Raw genomic sequence first — 19,089 nt, forward strand, 5'->3', positions numbered from 1 at the left:
ATAAACAGACCCTAGTACCAGAACTGACTTATCCAAAATACTTGCTTCTGTTGCACTATTCACCGCCATTTTGCTGGTGCTCAATACCATCAATTTCGAAAAGATGGGTTTTATCTTTCATCCTGGGCTTTTTCATTTCCGGTAGCAGCTTTTAATGTCGCTCTGTTTAGATATGCCGAGCTAGCTCAGCCACCTGAATACTTCTATATGGGTTTAGCGCTATTAGGATGCCTAAATCTTTTAATTCTGTGGCTTTCATTTAATACATTCAAAGCCAGAAGAGCCGGTGAAATATGCAAGCCAGATTAAAGATTTGAATATACAACTAAGGTAAAGTTATGAGTAAAAATTATACAGATATTGATCAGCAACAACGCAAATTAGGTTCCGCTTTTCGAAAAGAGAGCCCTGATACTCTCAACGCTTTTTTAAGTCTTCACAAGGCAGCTTTTGCTCCGGGCGCTATGGAAACCAAGTATAAAGAGCTTATCGCAGTTGCGGTTGCCATCAATGTCCGTTGTGATGCCTGTATCGGTTACCACGTTGAAGCAGCGGTTAAAGCAGGTGCTTCCAGATAAGAGTTGAATTCGCGGTTCAAATCCACAGCTAACCAATAAAACCAATATGACAGCACGTGATTGGGCTTTAATGTTTAATCGAAAAAACATTATTGATTACTTAAATAAAACCTATCCGGCGAAAGCTGACTCCAAGTTTAAGAGCATCGTTAAATTCATAGCTCTGAGTCCAATGATGGTAATGAAGCGGATGTCATCAATTAATCAGAAAAACTAAATCAATAAGTTACAATCAGATCGGCTACATAGATTAATTGAACCTCATGCCTGAACCTCGTTACAAAAATAACTACCCGAAAGCTGTACTCCCCTCTTTGTCAAGGCAATTCTGTATTCAACTAGGTTTGGTAAATTCTCCTTATAGTGACACTTCTCGATAATAAATTTAACATTTAGCTTACCTAGGGCTAAATGTTGTCAGAAATGCCTATTTTGACATAAGATAAATTTGGTCAAATCTAGGTTCAGTATGCTCAAGCATAAATTGCTTTAAACACAGAAAGGTGCACAAACGTGCTAGCAGCGACCGGTATCGGCCAGAAGTGTGTGTTTTTCCCATTCATTGATCATTATCGTTATCCCACATATCGAAGCCGGACTTAAATCTAAACGATAACCATTATCAAGTAAGGCTATTTGTTTATAAATAAAAGGCAGGTCCCACAACTGCACTTTGTTTATGCTTTCAACAACCGCTCACCAGAGACGTATTAGCCTTCTAGACCTGCCGTTGCTTGTGTGTTTTGGATCAGCTCGATCATGTAGCCATCTGGATCTTTTACGAAAGCGATATGAGTCGTACCACCTTTAACCGGACCTGGTTCACGCGTTACGTTACCGCCAACCGCTTTGATAGCGTCACAAGTCGTGTAGATGTCATCCACACCGATTGCGATATGGCCATAAGCATTGCCCAGGTCATATTCTGTTGTACCCCAGTTGTAAGTCAGCTCAATAACCGCACTTTCTGACTCATCACCGTAGCCTAGGAAGGCAAGCGTGTATTCATAGTCTTTGTTTTCGTTGGTACGAAGCAGCTTCATACCCATAACGTCAGTGTAAAATTGGATGGATCTGTCTAGATCACCCACGCGTAGCATGGTGTGTAGAATTCGACTGTTTGACATTTTTAACTCCTAGCTTTCATTTTCAAATAGCATTAACTATCTGCGTATACTTTCACTTTATATTTACTAAAAATGCGTTCGATTTAGTGGGTGAGTGAGTGGAAGCGCCCATTACACAAAGCCTAATGATGCCTTTCCGCCTCAATAATCCATTACGAAAATTGTAAATCTTGTCAATCAAGTGTCTTAAAGGCTGAAATTTTTATGAAATCAAGCCAATTATTCTTTACAAAAATAGTAGCAAATTTAGAACGAGCACTCTATAGATTTCTTCCCAGAAGGCTTACCAAGATGATGGTCCTCACTGCGTGAAACCATCAACTTGCTAAATTAGCTAGTTACGGATTACATCAAGTAAGGCAAATCATATCTAAGACATGATTACAGTAGAAAGCTGCTAATTAATGGCGGTGTTTCGATAGACCAAGACTCCATTATCGCCAGCGGCCGTGTCGTTACCAAAAGTATCTCTTGTCATTGATGGTTCCTCTTCAATTCTATTGTTCGCTTTGGGTTATTTCACTGTGCCACAGGTATCTCTAAATGCACCTTGGATACCTCAGCGTTTTTTTGATCTTTCTACTGGGTGACTCATGTATGAAGGCTTTGACTAAGCCTTTCAGAAAGCCTTAGCTAAACCCTTTAGGTAACCCTTACCGATACCCTTTACGTATGGCTTAGCCAACCCCTTTTCAAAGGGTTCAACAAGCCTTATTTGACGGTTACTTGACCCATGCGTTAACCAGTAGCAGTAACAGAAACAAGAGCAGTAGGCAGAAGCAGTATTGTCCAAGCCTTGCAGGCTTTGACGAGGGCGAGCGATCCCCCACATCTAGTTTTTCAACACAAAAAATAAATCACCGACAACACAGCGTCTTACTCGAACAACATCAGTTTTACCTACAATTTTACTTGTAGAAATCAGCATAGCATTGGATACTGTACAAATAAACAGTATTAATTGTGATTTTTCGAGGTTCGTCATGAGTGTCTCGCTGATAGGCCGTAGCGGCGCACTTGCCTTCATTAAAGCCAAGCGCCTTCGTATTCCATTGTTTATGGAACGTGTTTCTGCTGGTTTTCCCTCACCAGCGCAGGATTATGTTGAGCAAACGCTCGACCTCAACGAGCTGTGCATCAAGCGACCAGCTGCAACCTTCTTTGTGCGTGTTGAAGGTGATTCAATGATTGATGCCGGGATTCACCCAGATGATATTCTGGTGGTTGATCGCTCTGCCCAAGCCGAACACGGTGACATTGTCATCGCGAGTATCCATGGTGAACTCACGGTAAAGGAGCTTCAACTAAGGCCGTGCGTCAAGCTGATCCCAAGAAACCAAGCGTATGAGCCCATCCATATTCCTGAAGGAACAGAGTTGGAGATATTTGGTGTGGTCACCAATGTGGTGCGAAACATGCGCCGTAAGTCGTGACGATCCCATGCCTGTATTTGCCTTGGTGGACTGCAACAATTTTTACGCCAGTTGTGAGAAGCTGTTTCGTCCTGATTTAAAAGATACGCCGGTTGTGGTGCTGTCTAACAATGACGGCTGCGTGGTTGCACGCTCACGTGAAGCTAAGTTACTCGGTATAAAAATGGGCGTACCCGTCTTTCAGGTCAAAGCTGAAATGCAGCGCCATGGCATTTTGGCATTCTCGTCCAATTACGCGCTGTACGCAGATTTGAGCAGTCGAGTGATGCGCACTTTGGAGGAAATGGCACCACGAGTAGAGGTTTACTCCATTGACGAAGCGTTTTTGGACTTAACCGGTATTGAGTCTGCCATATCCCTTGTCGAGTTCGGACAACAAGTGCGAGAGCGGATAGGTAACTGGATTGGGATCACCGTCTGTGTAGGCATTGCACCGACTAAAACACTCGCCAAACTGGCAAACCATGCCGCCAAAAAGTATCCCGCCACTCAGGGGGTTGTAGACCTGACCAATCCAGATCGACAACGTCGATTACTCGCATTAGTTCCGGTTGATGATGTTTGGGGCGTTGGTAGACGGCTTTCTAAGCGTTTAAATGCGTTGGGTATCACCACAGCCTTAGACCTCGCCAATGCCTCTCCTAGAGCCATCAGAGACCAGTTTTCGGTGGTTTTAGAGAGAACCGTCAGAGAACTCAATGGTGAGTCGTGCATTGAACTTGAAGAGATCCCGCCAATTAAGAAACAAATCGTCTGTAGCCGTTCATTTGGCGCAAAAGTAACGCACTTTGAATTGTTACGTGAAGCCATATGCGAATACGCAACCCGCGCCACTGAGAAGCTACGCAAAGAACAGCAGCAAGCCAAAGTGCTGACCCTGTTTATACGTACCAGCCCCTTCAAGGACGACGAGCCGCAGTACAGCAATTCCGCATCGGGCGAGTTGCTGATCCCCAGTTGCGATACGCGGGATTTTATCGAACTGGCCAATCACTTACTCAAGCGAATTTGGAAGGATGGTTTTCGTTATGCTAAAGCGGGCGTCATGCTGTCTGACTTTTACAATCCTGGCATGTTTCAACCAGGACTATTCGATGACGTATCGACCCGCTCTAATAGCCAACAGTTAATGTCTGTATTGGACACCATTAACCAAAGTGGTGCCGGAAAGGTTTTCTTTGCTGGACAAGGTACGAAGAAAGATTGGTCGATGAAGCGAGAGCATTTGTCTCCCGCCTACACAACACGCTGGGACCAGTTGCCGCGAGTGAAGTAGCGCAGTTAACTCAATAGGCATTCAATCTGCGACGCAGCATGTTGAGCTTATCAACTTGGCGTCGAATATCACTGAAGAATTCTTCTTTCTCCATGGCCAGCGCTAACTCCCATTCTTTGGCCAAACCTTGGCAGTCCAAAAATGAGTATCTCAGCTTCGTCTTTGAGATACGCAGCCCCTTGCTAAATACCACGCGGTTGTCTCGTTGACCGTGAAAACTGTTGATGTACCACTCAATGCCAAAGCCATACTTAAAGTCTCTGATACGGACACCAAGCAGCCCCCAATCTTTAAAGGACGCATTTTCGCGAACCTTGTAATGGGTAACCCAAAAGTCATCAACTTCAGCTCGTGCCAGCGCTTTTAGCCTGTCTGTTTCTTGTTGAAGTAAATCTGATACCTCTGCTTCGTCACATCTACGTGAAATTTTCACAGCGACGGCGTTAATGCTTATTATCGGTATCGCCGCTCTGATGGGGTTAGTTGGTCTTTCCCCTGCCCTGGGCGCGTTCCTAGCTGGCGTAGTACTTGCCAATAGCGAGTTCAGGCACGAGTTGGAAGCTAACATTGAGCCTTTTAAAGGACTCCTCCTCGGGCTCTTTTTTATTACCGTATAGATTAGGAGAGCGAAGCTAAAAACTGCCGAAGGCTTTAAACACTTTCAAATAAAAACCGATGTATAGAGGGTGTGTTGATCTATGCTGTAGACTTCATGCTCAGCAATACATCGCCAGCTACATTAACATGAATGTCTGCGATAATATTTCTTTCTAGCTTGTCATATCTACCCGAAACAGGTCGATTGAGAGGAATAATTTCCTATACAAGCGTTTAAGGCTCGCTGTCGACCCAACCACGGCAAGGCGGTTAAGTCGCAATTAAATTATAAAGACAGTAATGCCCGAGATTATACCGACTTTAGGGTGTGCACAAAAGCGCCGAATACAAGTAAAAGTGACTTACTGACCCACCTATGTGTATTATTGCTGAGCATTTTGTATAATTTTTTTGTTGTGGCGATGGCCATAACGCGCTCAGGCTATTTTAAGACGTTGCAAGGAGGCGCACAGTGAAAACAAGCAAGCTCAGTATTCGCTTATTGTGGTACATCACCCCAGTGGTGATCTTACCCTTGCTGTTTTTAGGTGGCTTTACCCTTACCAATGTCACCAGCTCCTCAGAGCAGCAAGCGCAATTGATTGTTAGTCGCTTTGTAGAGCAGCAGCAGAACAAGGTGTTTCACTCGCTCAATGTCTATCATTCCACCACGGAACTGCTTAGCACCTCGCCTGTGCTGCAAAACTTTTTACATCAGCTCGAGTACCCCAAAAGCTCCTACACCGCGCACCTAGGTGCTCTGCTCGACGTATTTAGCAGCTATACCGAGGCTTATCCGGATATTCTTAGCATTAACTTTATTTCCAGCGAGCAGGAAAGTTACGCTTACTTTTCCACCACACTGCAAAGTGCGCCGCAGCAATATCCGTTTTTCGAGCAACTGCAAACCAGCTCTTTGCGTCGCCAGCAGTTTATGGTGCAAGATGACAATGGCGAAACCAGCCTTTACTTTGCGCAAAAGGTGTTTGCCCCAGACTACCATTTGGAGCGCCCTGTGCTGCTGGGCCATATCATATTTAGGGTGCAACCGACGGTTTTAAACACCGCAATTTTAGAGGCGCCCTATAACAACACCTTGAATTTATTGCTGACCGAGCAAGGTAAGGTACTGTTTAGTTCTAACCATACCCTGCTTGGCAAAACCCTGAGCAAGCAGGATTTAGAGGCCATAGATCTCTGGGCCGACAATGGCCGCCTTAATGAAATTGTGCTTGAGAGCGTCGATAAAACGGAGCGTATGCTCTATGGCGTGCAAATACCCGACGGCCATTATTTCGTTACCAGCATTCCAAAAGAAATGCTCTATCAGGCCGGTAAGCTGATAAGTCTGATCACCGCACTGATCGTGCTTATCTCCATCGTCACCCTGCCGGTGCTTATCTTTATCGTGGTGCGCAACTTGCTGCTTAACCCCATAGAGCAATTAGGGGCTGCCAGTCACCGCGTTGGTGCCAACGATCTGACCGTGCGCCTAGATGACAAACGCAGCGATGAAGTTGGTCAGTTGTTTAGCGACTTTAACAACATGGTAAGCAAGATTTATCACTCTCAGGTCGAGCTAAAAAATTACAAAGACACCTTGGAGCAAAGAGTTGAAGAGCGCACCCTGGAGCTTGAGCAAACCAATAAGGCACTGGAACAGGCCATTGAGCAGGCAGAGCAAGCCAACCAGTTAAAAAGCCGCTTCTTAGCCAATATGAGCCATGAAATTCGCACCCCGCTAACCGCCATCATGGGCTTTACCGAGCAACTGCTGGAAAACAACCAGATTGATGAAAATAAGGTACAACAGCAGCTTGCCACCGTGCTACGTAACTCACGCCACCTGCTGGAGCTGATCAACAATATCTTGGATCTCTCAAAAATTGAGGCGGAAAAGCTGGCGATGAACCGCGAGCCGGTGTCACTGTATGAGCTGTTTGACGACTTAAATTCCATAGTCAAGCCCCAAGCACAACAAAAACAGCTGGAGTTTGCCATCAACTACCAGTTCCCCTTGCCCAAATACCTTAACAGCGACCAAACCCGTATTAAGCAGATCCTCCTCAATATCCTCACCAATGCGGTTAAATTTACCGCCCAAGGCCAGGTGCAATTGGAGGTCGGCTATCATGATGACATACTTGAGTGCGTAGTCAGCGACACCGGCATAGGTATCTCAGAGCAAGAGCTAACCCGTATCTTTAAGCCCTTTGAGCAGGCCGACACCACCACCACCCGCCGTTTTGGCGGCAGTGGCCTGGGCCTGTGTATCGCGAAAAATCTGGCGCAATTGCTTGGCGGTGATGTCCATGCACATAGCCAGCAGGGCATTGGCAGTCGCTTTACCATTACAATCAAGTGTAACCAGGTGTATGAAGCCCAAGACTTCTATTATGGCGCCCAGGAAATGCAGCCGGTCAGGGAGTCGATGCCGACCTTAAGCTGGCAGCAGTTTGACGGCGAAATACTGGTGGCCGAAGATAATCATGATAACCAGGCGCTTATCTCCTTGCTGTTGGAGCGCTGGGGGATCACCCCAGACTTTGCCAATAACGGCGCTGAGGCGGTGGAAAAAGCCTTGGTTAAAGACTACCAGCTGATTTTAATGGATATGCAGATGCCGGTGATGGGCGGTGAAGAAGCCACGCAAATGCTGCGCCATGCCGCCTACGATGGGCCCATAATCGCGCTGACCGCCAACGTGATGAAACACGATATTGAGCGCTATTTAGCCGCGGGCTGCGACAAGGCACTGGCTAAACCCATAGATAAGAAGCAGCTTGAGCATACCCTGGCCACCTACTTAAGCCTGCAGCAAGAGGCTAATTCCAAGTGGGATGACATACTCAAAAGTGAGCGCTTTTTACAGATCAATGAAAACTACAAGCAAAAGCTCCCCGACTACCTTGAGCAGGTCTTGGCTCACCAAGAGGCGAAGGAATGGGAGCAATTGCAGGCCATTGCCCACAGTATCAAGGGCAGTGCCAGCTGCTTTGGTTTTAACACTGTGGCCGAAGCCGCCAGCGAGCTTGAATTATCGCTGCGCAACGGTGAGTGTGAACATCACGAATACCCTGTGCTTAAACTTGAGCACGCCATCCGTTTTGTTTTAGAAAAGGATGCCACCAAGCCCCTGTAGGCTGATCTAAAAGGCGCTAAAGTAATGTTAGTGTGCGGAGTAAGAGATGCACATAGAATTAGCCACCGCCCCCTCAGCAGCGGATTTAAAAACCATCAGTCAGGGGATCCAGTCTTATAATCAAGAGCATCTGCCTGATCAGCTGGTGTTCGAGCCGGATACCCGTTTTCCCGCTTTTGCGCGCAATGAACAGGGTGAGGTGGTTGGCGGCATTCGCGCCAATGCTTTTTGGAATTATTGCATTATCGAGTTGCTGTGGTTGTCAGCGCAAACTCGTGGCAGTGGCGTGGGCTCACGCTTAATGGCGGCGGTTGAGGCTCATGCCAAGGCGCAAGGCTTTAACTATATGCGCACGGAAACCTTAGATTTTCAAGCCAAGCCCTTTTATGAGAAGCTCGGCTATCAGGTCTATGGTGAATTAGCGGATTGCCCCAAGGGACACACAACCTACTGTTTGATAAAGGCGCTCTAATTAAAGCACTCAGGATAACTAGCTGAAGTTTTCGAGTGTGCTTAATTCGCACATCATCAGGGTGGCATCCTCACCATCGGGGTAATATTTCTTGCGCACGCCGTTGGCGATAAAACCACAGCCTTCATACAGGGCGATGGCGGCCACATTGCTTTCGCGCACTTCTAAAAACAGCAGCTCGGCATTACGTGCCAGCGCTGCGTCACAAAGGCTTTGCATCAATACTTTACCTAAGCCCTGCCCCTGCTCGCTCGGAGCTACGCAAATATCCATCAGGGTAATATCTGGGCCGGCCTGCTCGGCAACATAAAAGCCTAACAACTTGGTGTCGTTAAAAATCCCAGTGCAAAAGTAACGCCCGGACAGACAAGAGCGCATCAGCTTTTCGCTCCACGGATGGCTGTGACAGGCACGTTCGATAACCATCATATCCGCCACATTTTGCTCGCCCAAAGGCGCCAGGCTAGGCACAGCTCATCACCTGCTCGCATTCACACAGCTGCTGCCACAGGGCCTTTTTATGAGCCACTGACAAGCTATTACTTGGAAGGTAAACGCGATTGCCTTGTAATTGTGGCGTACTTACATTGCCTAGGTGCACTTCGCTACCGGCAGGAAGCAGGCGCAAAATATCCTCGGCCAGAGTGCCAGACAAGGGTTGTGAATCTTGAGCTTGTTCACCATCAAGAGGCTGTGTATCTTGGGTTCGATAAGCTGCACGTAAGCGCACCGGCTGTATAGCAAAAATATCGGCTAACTGTGATTGCATAAGGAAATTATTAACTGAATTTAGCGGTTGCCAGTGTAGCGTAAAGACGCTCAGGAAAGAAGTGGCAGGGGCGGAGAGATTCGAACTCCCAACCGTCGGTTTTGGAGACCGCTGTTCTACCAATTGGAACTACGCCCCTGCAATGTCGACGCATTATAATGAGCTTTTTATAAAGGTAAAGAAAAAATATCGCTGCACCTGCTCAACTGCTTTGAAAATAAACAACTGCATAAAAAGCAGCCTATTTTCACGGCATTATAAGCTAAATTCCCTACCTAGCAGCCACCCGACTTTGGCACCCTAAAATAGCAAATATGGGTACAAGCTAATTGACACCCAGATACTGCTCTTGATACTTTTAAAACGCTACGCTTAACCTTGGTTTAATGCTAATAAAATCAGACAAATAGTACTAATTTAGTCCAGCTTTATGGACTAGATATCTAAACAGAACAATAAGGACGTTAATATGAAAAAAGCCAATAACTGGTTAGTACCCCTGTGCACTTCCCTCGCCCTGCTGGCAAGCACGCCAACTATGGCAAAAAACTACCTGAATATTGAAGTGGCCGATGAAGTTTTGGCATTGGGTGAGCAGTACCAGCTATCGCTGAGCGAGAGTATTCTCAGCGAGAAAAAACATGAGGTAAACAAGAAGCGCCTCACCTTTATGCCTGAGGAGGACAAGGTCTTTTACGAATTTACACTGAGCATCAAGAAAGGCGAAAAGGTGTGGATCAGTGATGTCTTTATCTTTAGCAACCAAAAGAACTTTTTAGACTTTAATACCCTGCTTTTCTCAAATCTGGTTGATGATAGCGACTTTTATCACTTAGATCACCGTGCCGGTTACAATTTTTTTAAATCATACCCTCAGCATGTTGACCAAGGGTACAAAAAGCTAAAAGCAATCTATGACAATAGCCCCACGGATTTCTTCAGTGCTATTGACGCCCTCGACGATTACCAAAGCTACAGGCAAAACGTGCTGCCGCTACAACAGACTCTAAGACAGGCAGTAAAAGACACAAAAGGGAATAAAGTAAAACCCTATGAGCAAGTGATCACGCAATTTATTGACGCGGTCAATCGCAAGCGCAGTCATCCACTGCTGCAATATCGAGACCCTAACTCACCACAATCACACCAAGATATTTATGAACGCGGCTTAAAAACTCTATTTGCCTATTTTGATAGAATCGGTAATCCGAAGAAGTTTAAAGTGGTGCAACAACGCCAATTTGATAGCATTAACCAACCCAGCGTTACTTACTATTTAATTGAATTACTGGAACACAATGGCAGTTTGGATAACACCGTAGAGATGGAGTTTTACTTCAGCGATGTACATGGTACGCGCTACATCAAAGAATACGACATAACCGGTATTCATTTTCAGTAACAAAAAAGGGCTGAAATACATCAGCCCTTTTTTATCTTTACTTTTCTCAGCACGTTAAGCAAGATTTATTCCCACTCGATAGTCGCAGGTGGCTTACCTGAGATATCGTAAACTACGCGAGAAATACCGTCGATTTCGTTGATGATACGGTTTGAAACCTTACCTAGGAAGTCATACGGTAGGTGTGACCAACGCGCCGTCATAAAGTCGATGGTTTCAACACAACGCAGGCTTACAACCCAGTCGTATTTACGCGCATCACCCATTACACCTACCGACTTAACTGGTAGGAATACGGTAAATGCTTGCGACACTTTATTGTAAATATCTGCTTTATGCAGCTCTTCGATGAAAATCGCATCGGCACGACGAAGCAGGTCGCAGTACTCTTTCTTGATTTCACCCAGTACACGTACACCAAGACCCGGACCCGGGAACGGATGACGGTAAAGCATGTCGTAAGGCAAACCTAGCTCTAGACCTATCTTGCGTACTTCGTCTTTGAATAGCTCACGTAGTGGCTCAACAAGACCCAGCTCCATATCTTCAGGAAGACCGCCCACGTTGTGGTGTGACTTGATCACGTGCGCTTTACCCGTAGCTGATGCCGCTGACTCGATTACGTCTGGGTAGATGGTACCTTGAGCAAGCCATTTCGCGTTTACACGCTTGCTTGCTTCTTCATCGAATACTTCGATAAAGGTGTGGCCGATGGTTTTACGCTTGGCTTCTGGCTCGTCAATGCCTTCAAGGGCTTTCAAGAAGCGCTCTTCTGCATCAATCTTAACTATGTTCAGACCGAAGTGGTCGCCGAACATGTCCATTACCTGTTGGCCTTCGTTTAAACGCAGTAGACCGTTGTCAACGAATACACAGGTCAGCTTGTCGCCGATGGCTTTGTTGATAAGCATGGCCACAACCGATGAATCAACACCACCAGAAAGGCCTAGAATAACTTCGTCATCACCCACTTTTTCTTTGATACGGGCAATGGCATCTTCGATGATTTGCGCTGGAGTCCATAGTTTTTCACAACCACAGATATCAACCACAAAGCGCTCAAGCAGGCGCTGACCTTGTAGCGTGTGCGTTACTTCCGGGTGGAATTGAACGCCGTAGAAGCGCTTTTCTTCCCATGACATGGCCGCATGCGGACAAGTATCTGTTTTAGCAGTGGTAGCAAACTGAGGTGGAATTGACTCAACCTTGTCACCGTGGCTCATCCACACATCCAGCAGACCCGCGCCGTTTTCACCCAGGTGATCTTCAATGGCGTCGAATAATGGGCAGTTACCCACTTTTTCAACCTGCGCGTAACCGAACTCTTTCTTATCAGAGCCGTGTACCTTACCGCCCAGCTGCATGGCCATGGTTTGCATGCCGTAACATACACCAAGAACCGGCACACCCGCTTCGAATACATACTCAGGTGCACGTGGGCTGCCCTGCTCTACCGTTGACTCTGGGCCACCAGATAGAATGATACCTTGTGGGTTAAATTCACGGATTTGCTCTTCCGTTACATCCCAAGCCCACAGCTCACAATAAACACCAATTTCACGCACACGACGGGCGATTAATTGGGTGTACTGCGAACCAAAGTCTAGGATCAATATACGGGAGTCATGGATATCTTTGCTCATTGCGATCTCATCTAAATTAAATGAAATTGGATTAACGCTAATGCTTTTTCGTTAATCAGAAATTATTAAGGGCTAGCAGTTGCTAGCCCTAATCTCGTCTACAGTGGCTATTAGCCTAGACGGTAGTTTGGTGCTTCTTTGGTGATTTGCACGTCATGAACGTGAGACTCACCCATACCTGCAGAAGTTACACGTACAAATTGCGGTTTAGTATTTAGTTCTTCAATGGTAGCACAGCCAGTTAGACCCATTGCACTGCGAATACCGCCCACTTGCTGGTGAATGATGTTCGCGATTGGGCCTTTATATGCCACGCGACCTTCGATACCTTCTGGAACTAGCTTTTCTTCAGATTTAGCATCTTGGAAGTAACGGTCTGATGAACCTTCTTTTTGGTTCATTGCACCTAAGCTACCCATACCACGGTATGACTTATAGTAACGGCCTTGATAAAGTTCAACTTCACCTGGTGCTTCTTCTGTACCCGCTAGCATAGAGCCAACCATTACCAGTGACGCGCCAGCAACAAGTGCTTTAGCAATATCACCAGAGAAACGGATACCACCGTCGGCGATTACTGGAATATCACGGCCTTTTAAGCCTTCAACAGCATCTGAAATTGCGGTAATTTGTGGTACACCACAACCAGTTACGATACGAGTCGTACAGATAGAGCCAGGGCCAATACCTACTTTAACGGCATTTGCACCGGCATCAGCAAGTGCTATTGCACCTTCTGCTGTTGCTACGTTACCTGCGACGATTTGTAAGTCTGGGTATGCTTCACGCGTTGCTTTAACGCGGTCGATAACGCCTTGTGAATGGCCATGCGAGGTATCGATAAGTAAGATATCAACGCCAGCTTCAACCAAAGCAGCGATACGCTCATCGGTACCTGCGCCAACACCAACAGCAGCACCCACACGTAAACGGCCTTGCTCGTCTTTACATGCGTTTGGTTTATCTTGTGCTTTTTGGTAATCCTTAACCGTGATCATGCCTTTTAATTTAAAGTCATCGTTCACAACTAAGATTTTTTCGATACGGTGCTCGTGCATAAGACCTAGAATAGTTTCGCGGTCCGCACCTTCTTTTACCGTTACCAGCTGGTCTTTTTTCGTCATTACTGTCGAAACTGGCTGGTCTAGTTTGGTTTCAAAACGCATATCACGGCTAGTTACTATACCAACTAGGTTGTTATCGGTATCAACAACAGGGAAACCTGAGAAACCTTTATCGTGTGCTAACGCTAAGGCACCTGCGATAGTCAGATCAGCAGTAACAGTAACAGGGTGAGAAACTATGCCCGCTTCGTAAGTTTTTACCTTACGAACATTCGCTGCTTGTTCAGCGATGGTCATATTTTTGTGGATAAAGCCAAGACCACCTTCTTGCGCTAACGCAATAGCTAAACGTGCTTCGGTCACTGTGTCCATAGACGCAGAAACGATTGGCAAATTCAGTTCGATTGTTTTGGTTAGACGAGTTTTAAGGTTAGCTGTATGTGGTAATACAGTTGAATGACCTGGTACTAATAGTACGTCATCAAAGGTTAAAGCTTCTTTAGCGATCCTAAGCATTGGCAACTTCTCACGAATTGGTGATTGGGTGGAGTTGCGGCGGCATTTTATCAGCGATGAACGCATGAGTAAAATAAAATTTGCGCTTTATTTATGATAAACTGCCTCAAGTTTTCCCCAGGCGCTTTATCACTATGTATTCACAATCAAATTCTGCCGCTAACCAGAACGTTTATACGGTATCACGACTTAACCGTGAGATCCGTACTATTTTGGAACGTGGCTTTGCCTCGATTGTGCTTAGCGGTGAAATTTCTAACTTTGTCGCCCCCGCCTCAGGGCATTGGTACTTCTCGTTAAAAGACGATAAATCTCAGGTGCGCGCGGCCATGTGGCGCGGTAATAATCGCTACGCTAAATTCCGCCCCAAAGACGGCGACCAGGTGCAGGTACAAGCCAGAGTATCCCTGTACGAACCCCGTGGCGACTATCAGGTTATTGTCGAGCAGATGGAAGCCGCCGGCGAAGGCGCCTTAAAACAAGAATTCGAGGCACTGAAAATGCGCCTTGCGGCACAGGGCCTGTTTAGCTCGACCCACAAAAAGCCCCTGCCCACTACCATAAATAAAGTCGGGGTGATCACCTCCTCGACCGGCGCCGCCATCAAGGACATCTTAACCGTATTACAACGTCGGGCGCCGCAATTAGAGGTGGTGATTTACCCCTGTCAGGTGCAGGGCGACACCGCCCACCAAGGGATCATAGATAAGCTGCAATTGGCCAATGCCCGTAATGAAGTGGATGTGCTGATCGTCGGTCGCGGTGGCGGCAGCCTGGAAGATCTTTGGTGCTTTAATAACGAGCAGCTGGCCCATGCCATCTTTAACAGCCAGTTGCCGGTGATCAGCGCCGTCGGCCATGAAATCGACACCACCATCAGCGACTTTGTTGCCGATATTCGCGCCGCCACGCCTTCGGCAGCGGCGGAGCTGGTGAGCCCGGACAGCAATCAGCTCAAGCAAACCATACAGCATCAAAAACAGCGCCTTTACAGCGCCTGGCGTCATCAGTTGCATGAGCGCTCACAGCTATTGCAACGGCTACAAAGCCGCTTGGCACAGCAGCATCCGGCCAATCAATTAATGCAACAGCAGCAACGCTTGGATGAGCTGCAAATGCGCCTGCACCATGCCATGGAGGGGCGCTTAAGCCACCAGCAGAGGCAATTAAACCAGCTTAATATGCGCATGCAACGCGCCAACCCGGGTACTCAAGTAGCAGCGGCCAAATATCAGTTGCAGCAATTGTCTACGCGCTTGGTGACGGTGCAAAAAGAGCAGCTTTATCAGGCTCAGTCTCAGCTTGCGCAATTGGCGGCCAGACTCGATAGCATCAGCCCGCTGGCGGTATTAGCCCGGGGCTATAGCATAACCAAAAGTGAACAAGGGATTGTGAAGTCGGTGCATCAGGTGCAACCACAGCAGCAATTAACGACCGTGGTTGCCGACGGGGAAATTATGACTCAGGTGGTTTGCGTTCAACCCAAAAGCTAAGAGAGCCATCTGAGCTCACCGCACTGGTGCGCTGAAATTGACGCCACCAGGGCTGCTTGTCGAGACGTGATTGAATCTGGCGCCAATCGGTACGTGGATCATGCTCGGCGCCCTCCAAAACGGAAAACTCAATACGACACACGGTACTTTTACATTGCACCTTGTCCAGGGCGATCTTATCGCTAAAACCTTCACTGTAAACAAAATCGCTGGTTTGGGTTTCGGTCAGATAGGCCCAGCTTTCATCACGCGCTTCCTGAGCAAACAACTCTTGTAGCTGAGATTCCATTTCATCCGGCCCTTTTAAGGCGCGCTGTAACATTTTTATTTCCTGACGCGCCTGCGCCAGTTGCTGTTTCAACTGCTGTGCTTCTTCCGGGATTTCGCTCGCGTTTTCCGGCTCTGTGCTCGCAGCTTCGTCAGTAAGTGGTTCATCGAGAAACGCCTCTGCCTGAACATGCTCTTCGTCATTCAGCACAGCCTGACTTAACGGTTCATTTTGACTCTGCTTAATTACAGACGCTGGAGCTGGAGCCAAACTAGCCTGAGCCGCTAGGCTATTGGACGTTGTTGCGGTGAGCTTTTGTTCGCTGTCGGAAAACAGCATATAGCCGCATCCCAAGCCCACAAAAAAGGCCGCTGAAACGGCCGTAATTAATTGATTCTTTGCCATACTTTCCCTGCTGTTCAGTTTTAGAGCATGGCACTAGTATGTGATTTATTTTCCAGTTCGTCATCCAAAAAGTTTTGGTTCATAGACTCGGCCGGACAAGGACAATCCGGACGCCCCACTACTTTAGCTGGCACGCCAACTGCCGTGGTGTGCGCAGGCACTGGGCTAAGCACCACAGAGCCAGCACCGATGCGAGCGCCCTCGCCCACTTCGATATTACCCAGCACCTTGGCACCGGCACCAATTAATACCCCGGCGCGAATTTTCGGGTGACGGTCGCCAGACTCATTACCCGTACCACCTAAGGTCACAGACTGCAAAATAGATACATTGTCTTCAATTACCGCGGTTTCACCCACGACAATACCTGTGGCATGGTCGAACATAATGCCATGACCTACCTTACAGGCAGGGTGAATATCCACGCCAAACACTTCCGAACAGCGACTTTGAATAAAGCGTGCCAGCTCTTTGCGGCCCTGTAGCCACAGGCAGTGGGCCAGACGATGCGCCTGTATGGCTTGAAAACCCTTGAGGTTTAAGAGCACCATCAAGTAAGTGTCCACCGCCGGGTCGCGGTCGCGCACCGCTTTAATATCGTGAGCCACATGAGTCAACATGGCGTCGCATTCAACAAAAGCCTTATCGAACAGTTCGCGTATGGTAAAGGCTGAGACCACGGCATCGGCCAGCTTATTGGCAACAATAAAGCTCAGCGCCGAGCCCAAACAATCATGATTAAGCACGCAAGAATAAACGTGGGAAGCCAACAAGGGCTCTTTGGTAACGACTTGATTCGCTTCTTCTCTTAATTGCTGCCAAATCTCATGACGCATGGCTATTTCCTAGTATTAACTAACTGCTTAATCTTATAATTGTAACGGATTTGGCGGCAAACACGCTATCCCCGAAACTGGCGCGCTGGTTATTAGATATAACTAAATTATTTATCCAGCCCCTACGCGCCATAAATTATTTCCTCCTGAGGGGCGTAGAGCAAGGGCTTTTCACGACGATACTGACTCGGTGAGACGGTAAACCAGCGCTTAAAGGCGTGATGAATAGCACTGAGTTCGCTGTAACCACATAGATAGGCTATTTCACTGAGGCTGAGGTTTGACTCCCGTAGCAAAGCACAGCTTTTTCTTGGCGCAGGGTATCGAGCAAGGCCCGATAGCTGGTGCCTTCTGCGCTCAGGCGCCGCTGCAGGGTTTTCTCGCTCATGCTTAGCAGTTGCGCCATACTTTTACAGCTCAGCTCACCGCTGGCTAGGTGCTGTTCAAGTAAGAGTATCGGCACCTGACTGATAGCCTTGTGCTTTTCGGCCACTATGCCTTGTTGCAGCTCTGAATGTGCAGCTTGGTCATCGGCCTGAAAATGTATTTCATGATGGGGCGCGCCATAGCCAATGGCACAGTTAAAGTATTGCTCAAGCTCCTCACAGGGTTCGCGGCGCTGCACGCACACCCGGGTGGGCCGCCACTGCTTAGCGGCCACAGTACGAGCTATTTTGACGCAAAAAGCCATGGCTGCCTCATAACTTAGGGTGCCGATAGCGCCGGTGCTGGAAACAAAGTGAAAGCGCAGCAGAGCCTGCCTTTCTTGCGGCCCAACTTGCTGTTTGATCAGCTGAGCATTGGTGCTATCGCCAATCAGCTTTTGATAACGCAAGATCAGTTTATAAGCGCTAAGTACACTGTCTTGTTTTAATAAGGCCAGACCGATCACGGGAATAGCCCGCACATTCATGCCGCTACCAACGGCTATACCGAGATTAAGGCACTCGCCGCGCTGTTCAATGGCCATTTGCGCCGCATTCCACACCATGATGCGAGTATATATGCTGGATTAACCCCCTCGTTGGTTCACAACCACAAACCACCTTGTTCTAGTAGCAAGGTGGTTTTTTTGTCCCAATCCAAATACATCCAACCCTTTGAATGGTGACTTGGCACTCAAAATAATTTATTGTTCGCATTATAATAATAAGAATCTACAAGCAGTTACATGAGCAAAACAGCAGTTTCTTCCCTTTTCTTTGCGATCACCCTGTTATTTACCCTTCCCGCATGTAATGCGCAAGCGGTGAAAATGTCAAAAAGCGGCATTTGCCACGCCCCGGACTCTGCCCATTATCAGCGCACCACAAACTTCACAGCCTATGCCAATTTACCCAACTGCCTGGATGCCGGCGGTCGTTTACCAAAAGGTTATGCGCAAACCAATACACAGATGACGCCAAACTCGAACGAGTATAATCGCGATGACTGGGCCCATTGGCTGGATGAAGATAACGACTGCCAGGACACCCGCGCCGAGGTGCTGATCGCCCAATCTCAGGCTCAAGTTAGCTTTAATGATCCAAAACAATGCCGAGTCACTACCGGTGCCTGGGCAGATCCCTACTCGGGCAAACTATTCACCAATGACGATGATTTGGATATAGACCATATAGTGCCGCTAAAATTTGCCAGCGAGCACGGTGGCGCCCATTGGAGCCATAGTGAAAAAGCACGTTTTGCCAACGACATGGACAACCTACTTGCCGTAGATAACAGCCTCAACCGCTCCAAAGGTGCCAAGGGCCCAACCGAATGGATGCCACCCAAACATGAGTACCGCTGTGAATACCTCGCCCGTTTTAATGCGGTGATGAACAAGTACCGCCTCAGCTACACCGCACAAGAGCAGCGCACGCTAACGAAAATGACAAGTGCGTGTAGTTAACGAATAGTAGCTTAAAAGGCTAGCCTGCTCCTGTTAGGCCAGCTGCTCTACTATTTCCTTGAGCACAGGTACAACCGACAACACCAACAACCCCGATGTCATCACCATAATATTATTGGGCCCAGGCGTCACAGAAGACGAAACCGCGAACAAAACAACGGCAAAAAAGTAATCCAC

19 protein-coding genes, 1 tRNA gene and 2 pseudogenes are annotated in these 19,089 nt (G+C 47.4%); 10 read left to right on the forward strand and 12 right to left on the reverse strand.

The window, feature by feature from the left end:
* The first annotated feature begins 57 nt into the window (after window positions 1-57).
* Both WCN91_RS15155 and WCN91_RS00410 read left to right on the forward strand, forming a co-directional pair.
* Window positions 58-309 carry a hypothetical protein gene (locus WCN91_RS15155; RefSeq protein ID WP_425415995.1) on the forward strand — a complete coding sequence of 84 codons (252 nt, stop codon included), beginning with the start codon at window positions 58-60 and terminating at the stop codon, window positions 307-309.
* A 29-nt stretch (window positions 310-338) separates the two neighbouring features.
* The gene (locus WCN91_RS00410) at window positions 339-578 is read left to right on the forward strand and encodes a carboxymuconolactone decarboxylase family protein (RefSeq protein ID WP_342675462.1); all 240 of its coding nucleotides are present in this window, start codon (window positions 339-341) and stop codon (window positions 576-578) included.
* 710 nt (window positions 579-1,288) lie between these two features.
* Here WCN91_RS00410 and gloA read toward each other — a convergent pair.
* Complete coding sequence (gene gloA, locus WCN91_RS00415) at window positions 1,289-1,705, reverse strand: lactoylglutathione lyase (protein WP_342675463.1); 417 nt, start codon at window positions 1,703-1,705, stop codon at window positions 1,289-1,291.
* 983 nt (window positions 1,706-2,688) lie between these two features.
* On the opposite strand from gloA, the gene umuD reads away from it, so the two are divergent.
* Both umuD and umuC read left to right on the forward strand, forming a co-directional pair.
* Window positions 2,689-3,138 (forward strand): translesion error-prone DNA polymerase V autoproteolytic subunit, encoded by a 450-nt coding sequence (umuD, locus tag WCN91_RS00420; RefSeq protein WP_342675464.1) that lies wholly within the window; start codon window positions 2,689-2,691, stop codon window positions 3,136-3,138.
* Between the two features lie 7 nt (window positions 3,139-3,145).
* On the forward strand, window positions 3,146-4,414 hold the full coding sequence (umuC, locus tag WCN91_RS00425; protein ID WP_342675465.1) for a translesion error-prone DNA polymerase V subunit UmuC: 1,269 nt from the start codon (window positions 3,146-3,148) through the stop codon (window positions 4,412-4,414).
* A gap of 10 nt (window positions 4,415-4,424) precedes the next feature.
* On the opposite strand, the gene mobI is transcribed toward umuC, so the two are convergent.
* Window positions 4,425-4,847: a conjugative transfer protein MobI(A/C) gene (gene mobI, locus WCN91_RS00430; protein WP_342675466.1), complete on the reverse strand. Its 423-nt coding sequence runs from the start codon at window positions 4,845-4,847 to the stop codon at window positions 4,425-4,427.
* Between mobI and WCN91_RS00435 the strand changes: the two are divergent.
* The 3 genes and pseudogenes from WCN91_RS00435 to WCN91_RS00445 form a co-directional block, all read left to right on the forward strand.
* Window positions 4,846-5,028 (forward strand): annotated as a pseudogene (locus tag WCN91_RS00435) (cation:proton antiporter domain-containing protein); the annotation flags it as partial. The gene mobI and the pseudogene WCN91_RS00435 sit on opposite strands and share 2 nt — an antisense overlap.
* A gap of 455 nt (window positions 5,029-5,483) precedes the next feature.
* Window positions 5,484-8,153 (forward strand): ATP-binding protein, encoded by a 2,670-nt coding sequence (locus WCN91_RS00440; RefSeq protein ID WP_342675467.1) that lies wholly within the window; start codon window positions 5,484-5,486, stop codon window positions 8,151-8,153.
* 46 nt (window positions 8,154-8,199) lie between these two features.
* Window positions 8,200-8,625: a GNAT family N-acetyltransferase gene (locus tag WCN91_RS00445; protein ID WP_342675468.1), complete on the forward strand. Its 426-nt coding sequence runs from the start codon at window positions 8,200-8,202 to the stop codon at window positions 8,623-8,625.
* A gap of 18 nt (window positions 8,626-8,643) precedes the next feature.
* Here the strand turns inward: WCN91_RS00445 and rimI are convergent, their stop codons facing one another.
* From rimI to WCN91_RS00460, 3 genes are all read right to left on the reverse strand, one after another.
* Window positions 8,644-9,051 (reverse strand): ribosomal protein S18-alanine N-acetyltransferase, encoded by a 408-nt coding sequence (gene rimI, locus WCN91_RS00450; protein ID WP_425415996.1) that lies wholly within the window; start codon window positions 9,049-9,051, stop codon window positions 8,644-8,646.
* A gap of 37 nt (window positions 9,052-9,088) precedes the next feature.
* Window positions 9,089-9,394 (reverse strand): hypothetical protein, encoded by a 306-nt coding sequence (locus WCN91_RS00455; protein WP_342675470.1) that lies wholly within the window; start codon window positions 9,392-9,394, stop codon window positions 9,089-9,091.
* Between the two features lie 62 nt (window positions 9,395-9,456).
* Window positions 9,457-9,533 (reverse strand) — tRNA-Trp (locus tag WCN91_RS00460).
* A 330-nt stretch (window positions 9,534-9,863) separates the two neighbouring features.
* On the opposite strand from WCN91_RS00460, the gene WCN91_RS00465 reads away from it, so the two are divergent.
* Window positions 9,864-10,796 carry a hypothetical protein gene (locus tag WCN91_RS00465; protein WP_342675471.1) on the forward strand — a complete coding sequence of 311 codons (933 nt, stop codon included), beginning with the start codon at window positions 9,864-9,866 and terminating at the stop codon, window positions 10,794-10,796.
* 65 nt (window positions 10,797-10,861) lie between these two features.
* On the opposite strand, the gene guaA is transcribed toward WCN91_RS00465, so the two are convergent.
* Both guaA and guaB read right to left on the reverse strand, forming a co-directional pair.
* Entirely contained in the window at window positions 10,862-12,439 is a 1,578-nt protein-coding gene (gene guaA / locus WCN91_RS00470; protein ID WP_342675472.1) for a glutamine-hydrolyzing GMP synthase, read from the reverse strand.
* Window positions 12,440-12,549: 110 nt separating this feature from the next.
* Window positions 12,550-14,019 carry an IMP dehydrogenase gene (gene guaB, locus WCN91_RS00475; RefSeq protein WP_342675473.1) on the reverse strand — a complete coding sequence of 490 codons (1,470 nt, stop codon included), beginning with the start codon at window positions 14,017-14,019 and terminating at the stop codon, window positions 12,550-12,552.
* Window positions 14,020-14,153: 134 nt separating this feature from the next.
* On the opposite strand from guaB, the gene xseA reads away from it, so the two are divergent.
* Window positions 14,154-15,512, forward strand: a complete 1,359-nt coding sequence (xseA, locus tag WCN91_RS00480; protein ID WP_342675474.1) for an exodeoxyribonuclease VII large subunit — start codon at window positions 14,154-14,156, stop codon at window positions 15,510-15,512.
* Here xseA and WCN91_RS00485 read toward each other — a convergent pair.
* The 4 genes from WCN91_RS00485 to WCN91_RS00495 all read right to left on the reverse strand — a co-directional run bounded on the left by WCN91_RS00485 (window position 15,475) and on the right by WCN91_RS00495 (window position 17,991).
* Window positions 15,475-16,185 (reverse strand): hypothetical protein, encoded by a 711-nt coding sequence (locus WCN91_RS00485; protein WP_342675475.1) that lies wholly within the window; start codon window positions 16,183-16,185, stop codon window positions 15,475-15,477. The genes xseA and WCN91_RS00485 overlap by 38 nt on opposite strands.
* A 20-nt stretch (window positions 16,186-16,205) precedes the next feature.
* Entirely contained in the window at window positions 16,206-17,021 is an 816-nt protein-coding gene (cysE, locus tag WCN91_RS00490) for a serine O-acetyltransferase (RefSeq protein WP_342675476.1), read from the reverse strand.
* A gap of 122 nt (window positions 17,022-17,143) precedes the next feature.
* Window positions 17,144-17,317, reverse strand: a complete 174-nt coding sequence (locus WCN91_RS15160) for a helix-turn-helix domain-containing protein (RefSeq protein WP_425415990.1) — start codon at window positions 17,315-17,317, stop codon at window positions 17,144-17,146.
* Window positions 17,281-17,991 (reverse strand): AraC family transcriptional regulator ligand-binding domain-containing protein, encoded by a 711-nt coding sequence (locus tag WCN91_RS00495; protein ID WP_342675477.1) that lies wholly within the window; start codon window positions 17,989-17,991, stop codon window positions 17,281-17,283. The genes WCN91_RS15160 and WCN91_RS00495 overlap by 37 nt, the downstream gene beginning before the upstream one ends.
* A gap of 201 nt (window positions 17,992-18,192) precedes the next feature.
* Here WCN91_RS00495 and WCN91_RS00500 point away from each other — a divergent pair, with 201 nt between their 5' ends.
* Entirely contained in the window at window positions 18,193-18,912 is a 720-nt protein-coding gene (locus WCN91_RS00500) for an HNH endonuclease family protein (protein ID WP_342675478.1), read from the forward strand.
* Window positions 18,913-18,999: 87 nt separating this feature from the next.
* Here the strand turns inward: WCN91_RS00500 and WCN91_RS00505 are convergent.
* Window positions 19,000-19,089, reverse strand: a pseudogene (locus tag WCN91_RS00505) (LysE family translocator); the annotation flags it as partial.

The organism is Pseudoalteromonas qingdaonensis (genome assembly GCF_038739665.1).
In the GTDB taxonomy this organism is placed as follows: Bacteria; Pseudomonadota; Gammaproteobacteria; order Enterobacterales; family Alteromonadaceae; genus Pseudoalteromonas; species Pseudoalteromonas qingdaonensis.